This window comes from Actinophytocola sp., assembly GCF_036555685.1.
Classification (GTDB): domain Bacteria; phylum Actinomycetota; class Actinomycetes; order Mycobacteriales; family Pseudonocardiaceae; genus Actinophytocola.
The window spans coordinates 33731-46945 of sequence record NZ_DATBKY010000215.1 but is presented as its reverse complement, the minus strand read 5'-3'; the positions used below and the strand labels follow the sequence as shown (position 1 = coordinate 46945).

At 70.7% G+C, this 13215-nt stretch carries 13 protein-coding genes and 1 pseudogene; 9 read left to right on the top strand and 5 right to left on the bottom strand.

What is annotated here, in order from left to right; translation table 11 throughout:
- Positions 1-214 (bottom strand): annotated as a pseudogene (locus VH969_RS20435) (hypothetical protein); the annotation flags it as partial.
- Between the two features lie 75 nt (positions 215-289).
- Between VH969_RS20435 and VH969_RS20430 the strand changes: the two are divergent.
- On the top strand, positions 290-1123 hold the full coding sequence (locus VH969_RS20430) for a tRNA (adenine-N1)-methyltransferase (protein WP_331976564.1): 834 nt from the start codon (positions 290-292) through the stop codon (positions 1121-1123).
- A gap of 4 nt (positions 1124-1127) precedes the next feature.
- Here VH969_RS20430 and VH969_RS20425 read toward each other — a convergent pair whose 3' ends face one another.
- From VH969_RS20425 to VH969_RS20410, 4 genes are all read right to left on the bottom strand, one after another.
- Positions 1128-1751, bottom strand: a complete 624-nt coding sequence (locus tag VH969_RS20425; protein WP_331976562.1) for a hypothetical protein — start codon at positions 1749-1751, stop codon at positions 1128-1130.
- A 10-nt stretch (positions 1752-1761) separates the two neighbouring features.
- Complete coding sequence (locus VH969_RS20420; RefSeq protein WP_331976560.1) at positions 1762-2250, bottom strand: hypothetical protein; 489 nt, start codon at positions 2248-2250, stop codon at positions 1762-1764.
- Positions 2251-2279: 29 nt separating this feature from the next.
- Positions 2280-2942, bottom strand: a complete 663-nt coding sequence (locus VH969_RS20415) for a hypothetical protein (protein WP_331976558.1) — start codon at positions 2940-2942, stop codon at positions 2280-2282.
- A gap of 167 nt (positions 2943-3109) precedes the next feature.
- A complete protein-coding gene (locus tag VH969_RS20410; RefSeq protein WP_331976556.1) occupies positions 3110-3775 on the bottom strand; it encodes an Rv0361 family membrane protein in 666 nt (221 codons plus the stop codon).
- Between the two features lie 251 nt (positions 3776-4026).
- On the opposite strand from VH969_RS20410, the gene arc reads away from it, so the two are divergent.
- The 8 genes from arc to pafA all read left to right on the top strand — a co-directional run bounded on the left by arc (position 4027) and on the right by pafA (position 13161).
- On the top strand, positions 4027-5844 hold the full coding sequence (gene arc, locus VH969_RS20405; RefSeq protein WP_331976554.1) for a proteasome ATPase: 1818 nt from the start codon (positions 4027-4029) through the stop codon (positions 5842-5844).
- Between the two features lie 9 nt (positions 5845-5853).
- Positions 5854-6792 carry an aldo/keto reductase gene (locus tag VH969_RS20400; RefSeq protein WP_331976552.1) on the top strand — a complete coding sequence of 313 codons (939 nt, stop codon included), beginning with the start codon at positions 5854-5856 and terminating at the stop codon, positions 6790-6792.
- Between the two features lie 24 nt (positions 6793-6816).
- Positions 6817-8325 carry a depupylase/deamidase Dop gene (dop, locus tag VH969_RS20395; RefSeq protein WP_331976550.1) on the top strand — a complete coding sequence of 503 codons (1509 nt, stop codon included), beginning with the start codon at positions 6817-6819 and terminating at the stop codon, positions 8323-8325.
- 19 nt (positions 8326-8344) lie between these two features.
- Positions 8345-9616, top strand: a complete 1272-nt coding sequence (locus VH969_RS20390) for a flavin monoamine oxidase family protein (RefSeq protein ID WP_331976548.1) — start codon at positions 8345-8347, stop codon at positions 9614-9616.
- A 110-nt stretch (positions 9617-9726) separates the two neighbouring features.
- Positions 9727-9921 carry a ubiquitin-like protein Pup gene (locus tag VH969_RS20385; RefSeq protein ID WP_331077889.1) on the top strand — a complete coding sequence of 65 codons (195 nt, stop codon included), beginning with the start codon at positions 9727-9729 and terminating at the stop codon, positions 9919-9921.
- A gap of 49 nt (positions 9922-9970) precedes the next feature.
- The gene (gene prcB, locus VH969_RS20380) at positions 9971-10858 is read left to right on the top strand and encodes a proteasome subunit beta (RefSeq protein WP_331976544.1); all 888 of its coding nucleotides are present in this window, start codon (positions 9971-9973) and stop codon (positions 10856-10858) included.
- Between the two features lie 39 nt (positions 10859-10897).
- Positions 10898-11704 carry a proteasome subunit alpha gene (gene prcA / locus VH969_RS20375; protein WP_331976542.1) on the top strand — a complete coding sequence of 269 codons (807 nt, stop codon included), beginning with the start codon at positions 10898-10900 and terminating at the stop codon, positions 11702-11704.
- A gap of 98 nt (positions 11705-11802) precedes the next feature.
- Positions 11803-13161 (top strand): Pup--protein ligase, encoded by a 1359-nt coding sequence (pafA, locus tag VH969_RS20370; protein WP_331976540.1) that lies wholly within the window; start codon positions 11803-11805, stop codon positions 13159-13161.
- Positions 13162-13215 lie beyond the last annotated feature (54 nt).

Sequence of the window (13215 nt, the reverse complement as noted above, 5' to 3'; positions counted from 1 at the left end):
TGATCAGCGTCGCGATGAGGCCCGTGCGCTTCTTCGGCGGCGGCGGGCCCGGAAAGCCTTGCGGCCCTTGGGTCCACGGCGTCGTCGGCTGGGGACCCTGGTTCCACTGGCCCTGGCCGTACGGCCCCTGGTTGTAGGGGTCGGGTTGCTGCCCGTAGGGCCCCGGCTGTCCTGGCGGACCGGGCGGGCCGGGCGGCTGCGGCGGGTACGTCATGATCTCCCCCGTGTGATCGACAGTGGCACGCCGCCGACAGAGTAGTGTCACGCGAACTTCAGCGAAGGGAGCAGGGTGACGGAGGTCAGGGCGAGCGGACCGTTCCGGGAGGGGGATCGCGTTCAGCTGACCGATCCCAAGGGCAGGCACTACACGCTCGTGCTCACCCCGGGCGGGCAGTACCACACCCACCGCGGCGCGGTCGCCCACGACGAGATCATCGGTAAGCCGGAGGGCTCGCTCGTGACCTCGGCCGGCGGCACCTCCTACCTCGCGCTGCGGCCGCTGCTCGCCGACTACGTCCTGTCTATGCCGCGCGGCGCGCAGGTGATCTACCCGAAGGACGCCGGCCAGATCGTCATGTGGGGCGACATCTTCCCGGGCGCCCGGGTGCTGGAGGCGGGCGCCGGGTCGGGCGCGCTGACCTGCTCGCTGCTGCGGGCGGTCGGCCCCGAGGGCCGGGTGACCTCCTACGAGGTGCGCGCCGACCACGCCGAGCACGCCGAGCGCAACGTGACCGCGTTCTTCGGCGAGCGACCGGCGAACTGGGACCTCCACGTGTGCGACCTCGCCCGGCACGCGGGCGAGGTCGACCGGATGATCCTCGACATGCTCTCGCCGTGGGAGCTGCTGGCGGTCGCGGCGGACAGCGTCATCCCGGGCGGCGTGCTCGTGGTGTACGTGGCGACGACGACGCAGCTGTCCAAGGTCACCGAGGGGCTGCGCGAGCAGCAGTGCTGGACCGAGCCGCAGGCCTGGGAGACGCTGATGCGCCCGTGGCACGTGGTCGGCCTGGCCGTGCGTCCGGAGCACCGGATGGTGGCGCACACGGCGTTCGTGCTGACGGCCCGGCGCCTGGCCGAGGGCGTGGTCACGCCCCGGCCGCAGCGCCGGGCTCAGCGGGCCTGACGTCCTACGGCACGCACCACTTGCCGTTGTGCCGCTCCATCGGCAGCGGCACGAGGGTCGGTTCGCTGCCGGAGATCGACAGCTCCAGCTGGGCCGTCGCCTTGTTGCCCTCGACCTCCGGGTTCTGCACGAGCCGGGCGGTGGCCTCGGGCGGGAACGCCTGGACCGAGCCGACCGTGCTCGGGTCGCAGCTCAGCTCCTTCATCGCGTCGATGTCGCGCTCGTTGATCGCCTGCGCCGCCTCCTCCGCGGCGGAGCGGGCGGCCACGACGGGGCGGTCGGCCGAGGGCTTCGGCGCCTTCGACACGGTCCCCGCCGCCGACGACGGGGTGGGCAGCCCGGACGGGTCCGGCGCCGAGGACGGCGGCTTCGGCTGGGACGGGTCGGTGATCGTCGGGGGTGCCGGATCGGCCACGTCCTTCTCGCCCGACGTCGCGATCAGGTAGATCCCCACGCCGATCGCCGCCAGCACGACGACGGCCACGCCCAGGATCAGCAGCGCCGTCCGCCTGCCGAAGCGGGCCTCGTCCCGCTCCTCCGTGTTCGCGCCCGGGCTCGCCGGCTTCGCCGGGTCTGGTGACTCCGGCTTGCCGGCCGGCTCCTGCTCCGGTGGTAACTCGTCACTCATAGCGCCGCCCTCAGATCGCCACGCACCAGCGGTCCTCCCGCTTCTCCATCAACAAAGCCGTCTCGCCGTCGCCGACCCGCAGCTGGGCGGAGCCGACGGCGCCTTCCAACACCTCGACCCGGACGAGCCGCACCTCGCGACCCCCGGTGACCGAGTACAAGGTGCCCGGATCCTTTCGCTCGCAGGTGAGCGCGGTCGCCGCGGCCTCGTCCCGGCCGTTCACCGCGACAACGTAGTCGCGTGCCACGGCCTCCAGGTCAGCGGTGTCGGGGACCGCGCTCGACTCCGAACCGGACTCGGACCCACCGTCCGAGCCGTTGCCGGAACCCCCGCCCGGCGACTCGGTCGAGGATCCCGGGCCGGGGCTTTCCGGAGCGCTTGCCACCGGTCGCGGCTCGCCGGTTTCCGGCGGCGGGTCCGGCCGGAAGAACAGCAGGTAGACGCCGAGCGCCAGCAGGCCGAGGATCAGCAGCACGCCCAGCAGCAGGACGGCGATCATGCCGGCCCGGCGGAGCAGTGGCCGATCGGTTATTTGGCCTCCCCCTCACCGCAGAAGCGCCACTGGCCGTCCTCTTCGACGATCTTGATGAAGATCTTCGGCTTCTCGGTGGTGCCGGCATTCGACAGCTCGAGGTTGATGTCGGCGGTGGCGGTGTTGCCGTTGACGTCGGGCTCGCCGCTCGCGGTCGCGGTGATCTCGAACGGGGCGAGCTGCTTCTCGAGGCTGGTGGTGTCGGTTCCGTACTTGCTCTTGTAGGCGGCGCACGCGCTGTTCACGACGTCGGCGAAGCTCTTGCTCTCGTACGCCTCCATGTACGCGGTGCGCACGTCGTCGGGCGTGTTGCTGGCGCCGCCACCGCCGTCCCCGTCCGAGGTCTGCGTGGACTCCTCGGTCGGCTGGTCCTCGGAGGACGGCGTGTTCTTTTTGCTCTCGTCCGCGGTCTGCTGCTTGTCGTCCTTGTTGAGCAGGACGTAGGTGGCGACGCCACCGCCGCCGAGCACGAGCAGGACTATCAGGACGATCGCGACGATCATCCCGGTGTTGCGCTTCTTCGGAGGCGGCGGTGGCGGACCGTAGCTGCCGAGCCCTTGGTAGGACGTCTGTCCGCCATATGGCGGAGTGCCGGGTGGCTGCTGTTGGCCGTACGGGTTCTGCCCGTAGGGACCCGGCTGCTGCGGTGGGTAGGTCATCTGGGCCCGGACTCCTTCGGAACGAATGCCAACACCAAGCTAGACGGAGCCGCCGAACGACCCGTTCCCCCTCAAACACATCGTATGGCCCCGAAAACGACGATCGCCGCCGGGACCGGGACCGACGGCGATCGTCATCGAGTCGTTGCTGGTGGCTCGCCCGTGCGTCAGCCGATGTCCTTGACGCACCAGCCGCCCTCGTCGGCCAGCTTCATGGTCAGCTTGGTGTTGCCGGTCCCCTCCGGCAGGTTCTCCGCGGCGCCGCCGCTCAGCGAGATCGTCATCTCGGCGGTCGCCGTGTCGCCGTTCTCCTTGACCTCGCCGAGTTCCGCCTTCACCTCGATGCCCTCCTGCGGCTCGAGGTCCTTCGGGTCGACCTTGCCGGCCGCCTCCTTGGCCGAGTCGCAGGCGAGATCGTTGAGCTTGTTCGCGTCCTTCGAGTTGAACGCGTCGACGACATCCTCGGCAACGCCTTGAGGACTGCCTGAGCCGCCGCCGCCGAGCACGATGATGAGAATCACCGCGACGGCGACGACGAGCACGCCGCCGCCGGCAAGAATCCACGGCATCTTGCTCTTCTTTTGCGGACCGTAACCGTAACCACCCGGCTGGCCGTAAGGGCCCTGCTGCCCAAATTGACCCGGTTGTCCGAATCCGCCGGACTGCTGCGGCTGGGGTCCGCCGGGCGGGTACCCACCCTGCTGGGGGTAGCCTCCCTGCTGCGGGTAACCGCCCTGCTGCGGATAGCCACCAGGCTGCTGACCAGGGCCGGGCTGGCCTCCGTAGCCGGGTTGGCCGCCCCACGAACCCGGCTGCTGCGGAGGTTGCGTCATCGAACATCTCCTTCATCGCGGCGATCTCGTCGCCAAGTCTGGTGTGGACGCCTGCGTCAGCGGCGTTCCCTTCTAGCTGACGCACCGTAGCGGGTGAGTGGTTCCTCGCCTCGCTGAGATGGCGCAATGTACCGGTGTCCACATCGGTTTCCGCGATGTGTCGCGACAGTTCCGAGATATGGATGCTCTTCTCTTGTCGGTATGCACCGGTACCGTGGTTGGTAAGAGAATTAACGGGAGGAGGTGCCGACATGCAGCACGATCGTCCCGGTGGTCGGCCCGAGGAGGCCGACGAGCACGGCGCTGGACATGAGCCGGGGTCTGGGCACGAACCGTCGGAGGCCGCACAGATCCGGTTCCTCGAGGAGGAAGTAGCGCTGCTGCGCCGGAAGCTGACGGACTCGCCACGCCATGCGCGGCTGCTCGAGCAGCGTCTCGCGGAGGCATCCGAGCGGGTCAGCCAGCTGACCGAGCGCAACGCCAAGCTGGTCGAGACGTTGCGCGAAGCTCGGAGCCAACTGCTGGCGCTCCGGGAGGAAGTGGACCGCCTGGCCCAGCCGCCGAGCGGCTACGGGGTATTCCTGGCCGGTCACGAGGACGGCACCGTCGACGTGTTCACCGCGGGCCGCAAGATGCGGGTCGCGGCGTCGCCGGCCGTCGAGGTCGACCAGTTGCGCCGGGGCCAGTCGGTGCGCCTCAACGAGGCGCTGACCATCGTCGAGGCCGGTGACTTCGAGCGCATCGGCGAGGTCTCGACGCTCCGCGAGCTGCTCGCGGAGATGCAGGAGGGCGTGCCGCCGGCACGCGCGCTGGTCGTCGGCCACGCCGACGAGGAGCGTGTCGTCTGGCTCGCCGATCCGCTGCGGGAGGCGACGCTCAAGCCGGGTGACTCGCTGCTGGTGGACACGAAGTCCGGCTACGCGTACGAGCGGGTGCCCAAGGCCGAGGTCGAGGACCTGGTGCTGGAGGAGGTGCCGGACGTCGACTACGCGTCGATCGGTGGCCTGTTCCGGCAGATCGAGCAGATCCGCGACGCGGTGGAGCTGCCGTTCCTGCACGCCGAGCTGTTCCACGAGTACGAGCTGCGCCCGCCGAAGGGCGTCCTGCTCTACGGCCCGCCCGGCTGCGGCAAGACGCTCATCGCCAAGGCGGTGGCGAACTCGCTGGCCAAGCAGGTCGCGGCCATCCGTGGCGACGGCAACGCCTCCGAGGCCAAGTCCTACTTCCTCAACATCAAGGGTCCCGAGCTGCTCAACAAGTTCGTCGGCGAGACCGAGCGGCACATCCGGCTGATCTTCCAGCGGGCGCGCGAGAAGGCGTCGGAAGGCACCCCCGTCATCGTGTTCTTCGACGAGATGGACTCGATCTTCCGCACCCGGGGCAGCGGCGTCTCCTCGGACGTGGAGACGACGATCGTGCCCCAGCTGCTCAGCGAGATCGACGGCGTTGAGGGGCTCGAGAACGTCATCGTGATCGGTGCCTCCAACCGCGAGGACATGATCGACCCGGCCATCCTGCGCCCGGGCCGCCTCGACGTGAAGATCAAGATCGAGCGGCCGGACGCGGAGGCGGCGCGGGACATCTTCTCCAAGTACCTCACCAAGAGCCTGCCGATCCACGCCGAGGACCTGGCGGAGTTCGGCGGCGACCCGGCGGCGTGCATCGAGGCGATGATCCAGCACACGGTCGAGCGGATGTACGAGGAGACCGAGGACAACCGCTTCCTCGAGGTGACCTACGCCAACGGCGACAAGGAGGTGCTCTACTTCCGCGACTTCAACTCCGGCGCGATGATCCAGAACATCGTCGACCGGGCGAAGAAGGCGGCGATCAAGTCGGTGCTGGAGACCAAGCAACCGGGTCTGCGGGTGCAGCACCTGCTGGACGCGATCGTCGACGAGTTCGCGGAGAACGAGGACCTGCCCAACACCACCAACCCGGACGACTGGGCGCGGATCTCCGGCAAGAAGGGCGAGCGGATCGTCTACATCCGCACGCTCGTCACCGGCAAGAACCAGGAGTCCGGCCGGGCGATCGACACGGCGACGAACACCGGACAGTACCTGTAGCTTCGCCTCATGGCGGGCCGCACGGCACAGAGGGCGGCGAGTATCGAGCGGCTGGCGCTCGGGCTCGCCGCCCTCGGTCGTCCGGCCTACATCAACGTGGGCCGCGACGAGCTGCCGGCCGACCGCTCGATCGACGCGATGCGCGCGGCCTCGTGGGAGGTGCTCGACCGCGCCTATGCGGCGGGCGTGCGCTGGATCGACGTGGCGCGCTCGTACGGCCGGGCGGAGGAGTTCCTGGCGGGCTGGCTCGCCGACCGCTCGCCGGCCGGGCTGACCGTGTCGAGCAAGTGGGGCTACGCGTACGTGGGCGACTGGCGCCTCGACGCGCCCGTGCACGAGGTCAAGGAGCACTCGCTGGCCCGCTTCACGCAGCAGTGGGCGGAGACGTCCGCGCTGCTCGGCCCGGCGCTGTCGCTGTACCAGGTCCACTCGCTGACCGCGGACAGCCCGCTGTTCGACGACGTCGAGCTGCAGGACGCGCTCGCGGCCCTGCCGGTGCGCGTGGGCTTCTCCACCTCCGGGCCGCGGCAGGCGGACACCGTGCGGCGGGGGCTGTCGCTGGAGCGGCACGGCAGGCCCCTGTTCACCGCCGTGCAGTCGACGTGGAACCTGCTGGAGCAGTCGGTGGGACCGGCGCTGGCGGAGGCCCACGACGCGGGCGCGCACGTGCTGGTCAAGGAGGCGCTCGCCAACGGCCGCCTCGCCGTCTCACCACCGGCTCCGGTCGCGGAGCTCGCCGCCGAGCACCGCGTGGGCCCGGACGCCGTCGCGCTGGCGGCCGTGCTCGCCCAGCCCTGGGCGGACACGGTTCTGCTGGGTCCGGCCGGCCCGGAACAGCTGCACGGCAACCTCGCGGCGCTGCGCGTGCCCGCGGTGCCGGGCCTCGCGGACCTCGCGGAGGACCCAGAGAAGTACTGGACGTATCGAGCCGCCCTTGCCTGGGCCTAATTCCGTGTCCGTAGGCTGGTGAGCATGCGCCGGATCATGGGCACCGAGGTCGAGTACGGCATTGCCGTTCCCGGAGATGCCACCGCCAACCCGGTACTGACCTCCACCCAGGTCGTACTGGCTTACGCCGCCGCCGCGGACATCCCGCGGGCGCGGCGCGCGCGGTGGGACTACGAGGTCGAGTCACCGCTGCGCGATGCGCGCGGGTTCGACCTGGGGGCACCGGGCATGCCGCCCGCCGACCCCGAGGTGGAGGACCTCGGCGCCGCCAACGTCATCCTCACCAACGGGGCCCGCCTCTACGTCGACCACGCGCACCCCGAGTACTCCGCGCCCGAGGTGACCAACGCCCGTGACGCGGTCATCTGGGACAAGGCGGGGGAGCGGGTCATGGAGGAGGCCGCCGTGCGCGCGGCCACCGTGCCCGGCCAGCCCCGCCTGCAGCTGTACAAGAACAACGTCGACGGCAAGGGCGCGAGCTACGGCACGCACGAGAACTACCTGATGGCCCGCAGCACCCCGTTCACCGCGGTGATCGCCGGGCTGACGCCGTTCTTCGTGTCCAGGCAGGTGGTCTGCGGCTCCGGCCGGGTCGGCATCGGCGTGGCCGGCGAGGAGGCCGGCTTCCAGCTCTCCCAGCGTGCGGACTACATCGAGGTCGAGGTCGGCCTCGAGACCACCCTCAAGCGCGGCATCATCAACACCCGCGACGAGCCGCACGCCGACGCGGACAAGTACCGCCGCCTGCACGTGATCATCGGTGACGCGAACCTGGCCGAGACCTCCACGTACCTCAAGGTCGGCACCACCGCGCTGGTCCTCGACATGATCGAGAGCGGGCTCCGGTTCGACCACCTGAAGCTGGCCGACCCGGTCCGCGCCGTGCACACGCTGAGCCACGACCCGAGCCTCAAGGCCACCGTCGAGCTCGCCAACGGCCGTAAGTTCACCGGCCTGGACATCCAGCAGGCCTACCACGAGCTCATCTCGGAGAACCTCGACCGCACCGAGCAGGACGCCGTCTCCATGAACGTGCTCGCCACGTGGGGGGAGATCCTCGACGCGCTGGCCCGTGACCCCATGGAGTGCGCCGACCGGCTCGACTGGCCGGCGAAGCTGCGGCTGCTCGAGGGCTACCGCGCCCGCGACGGCCTCGGCTGGTCCGCACCCCGGCTGCACCTCGTCGACCTGCAGTACTCCGACGTGCGGATGGCGAACGGCCTCTACAACCGCCTGGTCACCCGGGGCTCGATGAAGCGCATGGTGACCGAGGAGGAGATCCAGGCGGCCATCACCACGCCGCCGCTGGACACCCGTGCGTACTTCCGCGGCCGTTGCCTGGAGCGCTACCCGAACGCGATCGCCGCCGCCTCGTGGGACTCGGTCATCTTCGACCTCGGCCGCGAGTCGCTCGTGCGGATCCCGACGCTGGAGCCGCTGCGGGGCACGAAGGCGCACGTCGGCGAGCTGCTGGACGGCTCGGAGACCGCCGAGCAGCTGGTCGACGCGCTCACCGGAGGATCGCGCCGCTGAGGTCTGGTACGACTGTGCGATGGATGGCGACTCCCGGGCCTGCGACGTGGTCGTCGTCGGCGCCGGCCTGGCGGGACTGACCGCGGCAACCGCGCTGCGCCGGGCCGGTCGCAGCGTCCTCGTCCTCGAGGCTCGCGACGAGGTCGGCGGGCGGACCCGGTCGCGCGAGGCGGACGGCGCGGTCACCGACTTCGGCGGCGAGTGGGTCGGCTGGGCGCACCGCGGCATGCGCCGCCTCGCCGACGACCTCGGGCTCGACCTCGAACCGGCTCGCCTGCTCGGCGCGCCCGTGCTCTGGCGCCTGCCGTCCGGCCACAGCAGGGGCCGGACCCCACCCGTCCGTGTCTGGCGGGACCTGTACCACCTGCACAGCCGTGCGGTCCGGGACGCGCACGGCATCGACCCGGAGGCCCCGTGGCGGGCCCGCTGGGCCGACGAGCTCGACGCCTGGTCGGTCGCCGACTGGCTCGACGAGCTCGATCTCGGCGCCGACAGCCGGTACCTGTTCGAGCGGATCGCCGGCTCGCTGGTGTGCGCGCCCGCGGAGTCGACGTCGCTGCTGCACCTGCTCTGGCTGGGGCGCCTCGCGGGCGGCCCGCTGCGCAGCCTCCACACGACGTTCCAGTGGCGCATCGCGCAGGGGGCGCAGGAGGTCGCGATCCGGCTGGCCGCCCGCCTCGGGGACGCCGTACGGCTGCGCACGCCGGTCGAGCGTGTCGTCCAGGACGGCGGCGGGGTCAGCGCGCACGGCGGCGGCCGGGAGTACCGCGCCGCGCAGGCCGTGGTCGCGGTGCCGGTCCACCTCCTGGCCACCGTCGGCTTCGAGCCCGCGCTGCCCGAGGGCCGGCAAGCGCTGTCCGCGCTGCACGTGGGCGCGGGCGTGAAGGCCGTCGCGAGGCTGCCGGAAGGGCACCGCGTGGGGCACGCGTCCGTCGTGGGCGGCGACGCGCTGTGGGTCGCCTGGCGGCGTGGTGACCGGGTCACCGGCTTCGTGCCGGGGCACGCGGAGGCGCCCGACGAGGTGCTGCTCGCGGACCTGGCGGGAGCGTTCGGCACCAGTGCGGACCGGTTGCGGTCCGCGCAGGTGTTCCGGTGGGCCGACCAGGAGCATGTCCTCGGGTGCGACGTGGCCTTCGCGCCGGGCGAGGTGTGCCGGCTCGGCCCCCGGCTGGCCGAGCCGCACGGGCTGATCCGGTTCGCCGGGGCGGAGCGCAGCGGCTGGCCCAACAACATGGAGGGCGCGGTCCGCAGCGGGCTGCGCGCGGCTCGAGAGACGCTCGAGGCCGGCTGAAATCCGGGCCGTTCGCCGACAGCGATCGCGATCTTCGCTCGGATGGTCCGCGACTATGTCGGTCCCGGTCGGTAGCCTGGGAGACAGACAATCCCGATCCGGGAGGCGAGATGGCCCAGGAACAGACGCAGCGGCAAGGCGGCGGTGACGGCGACGAAGATGTCGACGGCGGTGCGCCGGCCGGTCAGGAGCGCAGGGAGAAGCTCGGCGAGGACGTGGACACGATCCTCGACGAGATCGACGACGTGCTCGAGGAGAACGCCGAGGACTTCGTCCGTGCGTATGTCCAAAAGGGCGGCGAGTAGGTTTCTCTCCACACCCCGTCGACAGTCGTAACCAGGAACGAAAGCAGGCATGGAACACACTCCGTCCAGCGCCATGCCCGGCGCATCACTTCCGGCTGCCTACCTCACGGCCCAGACCTCCTCGTTCACCGACTTCCTCCGGGAGCAGGCCCCGCACCTGCTGCCGGGGACGCGCGGTGGCTGGCGTGGCGACGAGCCGGTCCAGGCGCGCCGCGGTCCCGCCGAACTCACCCCCGCACCGCCGCACGGCACCACGATCGTCGCGATCGCCTTCGACGGCGGCGTGCTGGTCGCGGGTGACCGCCGCGCCACGTCGGGCAACATGATCGCCCAGCGCGACATGGAGAAGGTGTACGTCACCGACGACTACTCGGCGGTGGGCATCGCCGGCACCGCGGGCATCGCGGTCGACCTGGTGCGGCTGTTCCAGCTGGAGCTGTCCCACTACGAGAAGATCGAGGGCGTCTCGCTGTCCCTGGACGGCAAGACCAACAAGCTGGCCTCGCTGGTCCGCGGCAACCTCGACGTGGCGATGGCCGGGCTCGCCGTGATCCCGCTGTTCGTGGGCTTCGACACGGCCGCCGAGAATCCGTCGCGCGCGGCCCGGATCGTGTCCTACGACGTGGTCGGCGGGCGCTACGAGGAGCGTGCCGGCTTCCACTCGGTCGGCTCCGGATCGGTGTTCGCCCGAACCTCGCTCAAGAAGACCTACGACCCGGGCAGCGACCAGCAGACCGCGGTCCGGCAGGCCGTGGACGCGCTCTACGACGCGGCGGACGACGACTCGGCCACCGGCGGCCCCGACCTCGCCCGCCGGATCTTCCCGAGCATCATTACGGTGACCGGCGCCGAGGGCGCGGTCCAGCTGCCGGAGGAGACGATCGCCCCGGTGGCCGAGGCGATCATGGCCGAACGGGCCGCCAGGCCGCGCGGCTGACCCACCGCACCAACAGACGCATACGAAGGAGCCACCGCCGTGACCATGCCGCTGTACGCGTCGCCCGAGCAGTTGATGCGGGATCGCTCGGAGTACGCCCGCAAGGGCATCGCGCGGGGCCGCAGCGTCATCGCGCTCAAGTACTCCGGCGGCGTGCTGTTCGTGGCCGAGAACCCCTCGACGACGCTGCACAAGGTCTCCGAGATCTACCACCGGATCGGGTTCGCGGCCGCCGGCCGCTACAGCGAATACGAGAGCCTGCGCCGCGGCGGCATCCGGCACGTCGACCTGTGGGGGTACGCCAACGACCCGCGCGACGTCTCCGCCCGCCAGCTCGCCAACGTCTACGCGCAGACGCTCGGCTCGATCTTCACCGACCAGCTCAAGCCGTTCGAGGTGGAGATCTGTGTGGCCGAGGTCGGCGCCGCCCCCGAGGAGGACCAGCTCTACCGGCTCACCTACGACGGCTCGATCGTCGACGAGCCGCAGTACCTGGTCATGGGCGGCCAGACCGAGCCGATCTCGAGCACGATGAAGGACAACTACGAGGAGGGCATGTCGCTCGAGGCCGGGGTCGCGTTCGCGATGAGCGCGCTGTCGGCAGGCACGAGCGCGGGCAACGGCGACAACGGGCAGGGCATCGGAAAGGTCGAGGTCGCGGTGCTGGAGCGGGCCCGGCCACGCCGGGCATTCCGCCGCATCGAGGGAGCCGCGCTCACCGCGCTGCTGCCGGCCGGCGCGGAGCCCGAGGACAAGCCGGAAGGCGAGCCGATGGACCCGCCGCCCCCGTCCGAAGGCAACGGTGACGGCAAGGGTGACGGCAATGGTGACGGCGCCAAGGGCTGACGCGATGCCCGTGCACACTCCGTCCGCTTCGATGACGCGTTCGTCTCACCTCGGAGCGGCCCGTCCACGTTCGCGCTTTCAACGCCTAGGCTAAGAGAATGCAGCGGCGGATCTTCGGTATCGAGACCGAGTTCGGCGTGACCTGTACCTTTCACGGGCAGCGCAGGCTGAGCCCGGATGAGGTCGCGCGGTACCTGTTTCGGCGAGTGGTGTCCTGGGGCCGGTCCTCGAACGTCTTCCTGCGCAACGGTTCGCGCCTCTACCTGGACGTCGGCTCGCACCCCGAGTACGCCACGGCGGAGTGCGACGACCTCGTCCAGCTGGTCACGCACGACAAGGCGGGCGAGCGGATCCTCGAAGACCTCCTGGTCGACGCCGAGCGCCGGCTCGCCGACGAGGGCATCGGCGGGGACATCTTCCTGTTCAAGAACAACACCGACTCGGCCGGGAACTCGTACGGCTGCCACGAGAACTACCTGGTCACCCGCGCAGGGGAGTTCTCCAGGATCGCCGACGTGCTGCTGCCGTTCCTGGTCACCCGCCAGCTGATCTGCGGCGCCGGCAAGGTCCTGCAGACCCCGCGCGGCGCGGTCTACTGCCTCTCGCAGCGCGCCGAGCACATCTGGGAGGGCGTCTCCTCGGCGACCACCAGATCGCGCCCGATCATCAACACCCGCGACGAACCGCACGCCGACGCCGAGCGTTACCGCCGCCTGCACGTCATCGTCGGCGACTCGAACATGGCCGAGGCCACGACGCTGCTCAAGGTCGGCAGCGCGAACCTGGTCCTGGAGATGATCGAGGACGGCGTCCAGTTCCGGGACTTCAGCCTGGACAACCCGATCCGCGCGATCCGCGAGATCAGCCACGACCTGACCGGCCGCCGCCTGGTCCGCCTGGCCGGGGGCCGCGAGGCGTCCGCGCTCGACATCCAGCGCGAGTACTTCGCCCGCGCGGTCGAGCACGTCGCGAAGCGCTCGCCCGACCCGATCGCCGACCGCGTGATCGAGCTGTGGGGCCGGACGCTGGACGCGGTGGAGCAGCAGGACCTGTCCCGCATCGATCGCGAGATCGACTGGGCGATCAAGCACCGGCTCGTGGAGCGCTACCGCAACAAGCACAACCTCGAGTTGTCGAGCCCCCGGGTCGCGCAGCTGGACCTGGCGTACCACGACATCCGCCGCGGCCGCGGCATCTTCGACCTCTTGCAGCGCAAGGACCTGGTGGCCCGCGTGACCGAGGACGGCGAGATCGAGGCCGCCAAGGACACCCCGCCGCAGACCACCCGGGCCAAGCTTCGCGGCGACTTCATCGCCGCCGCACAACAAGCGGGCCGCGACTTCACGGTCGACTGGGTACACCTGAAGCTGAACGACCAGGCCCAGCGCACGGTCCTGTGCAAGGACCCCTTCCGCGCGGTCGACGAACGCGTGGAACGCCTGATCGCCTCGCTGTAAGGGCCCGAACGTGGCCTCGTGTCGCTTCGGCGGGGGCCGACGTGTTCGCTGCCT

Bases quoted from the DNA above. Each gene is read 5' to 3' on its own strand.
- VH969_RS20425 (WP_331976562.1), bottom strand. From the start codon at position 1,751: ATGAGTGACGAGTTACCACCGGAGCAGGAGCCGGCCGGCAAGCCGGAG.
- VH969_RS20420 (WP_331976560.1), bottom strand. From the start codon at position 2,250: ATGATCGCCGTCCTGCTGCTGGGCGTGCTGCTGATCCTCGGCCTGCTG.
- VH969_RS20415 (WP_331976558.1), bottom strand. From the start codon at position 2,942: ATGACCTACCCACCGCAGCAGCCGGGTCCCTACGGGCAGAACCCGTAC.
- VH969_RS20410 (WP_331976556.1), bottom strand. From the start codon at position 3,775: ATGACGCAACCTCCGCAGCAGCCGGGTTCGTGGGGCGGCCAACCCGGC.
- arc (WP_331976554.1), top strand. From the start codon at position 4,027: ATGCAGCACGATCGTCCCGGTGGTCGGCCCGAGGAGGCCGACGAGCAC.
- VH969_RS20400 (WP_331976552.1), top strand. From the start codon at position 5,854: ATGGCGGGCCGCACGGCACAGAGGGCGGCGAGTATCGAGCGGCTGGCG.
- dop (WP_331976550.1), top strand. From the start codon at position 6,817: ATGCGCCGGATCATGGGCACCGAGGTCGAGTACGGCATTGCCGTTCCC.
- VH969_RS20390 (WP_331976548.1), top strand. From the start codon at position 8,345: ATGGATGGCGACTCCCGGGCCTGCGACGTGGTCGTCGTCGGCGCCGGC.
- VH969_RS20385 (WP_331077889.1), top strand. From the start codon at position 9,727: ATGGCCCAGGAACAGACGCAGCGGCAAGGCGGCGGTGACGGCGACGAA.
- prcB (WP_331976544.1), top strand. From the start codon at position 9,971: ATGGAACACACTCCGTCCAGCGCCATGCCCGGCGCATCACTTCCGGCT.
- pafA (WP_331976540.1), top strand. From the start codon at position 11,803: ATGCAGCGGCGGATCTTCGGTATCGAGACCGAGTTCGGCGTGACCTGT.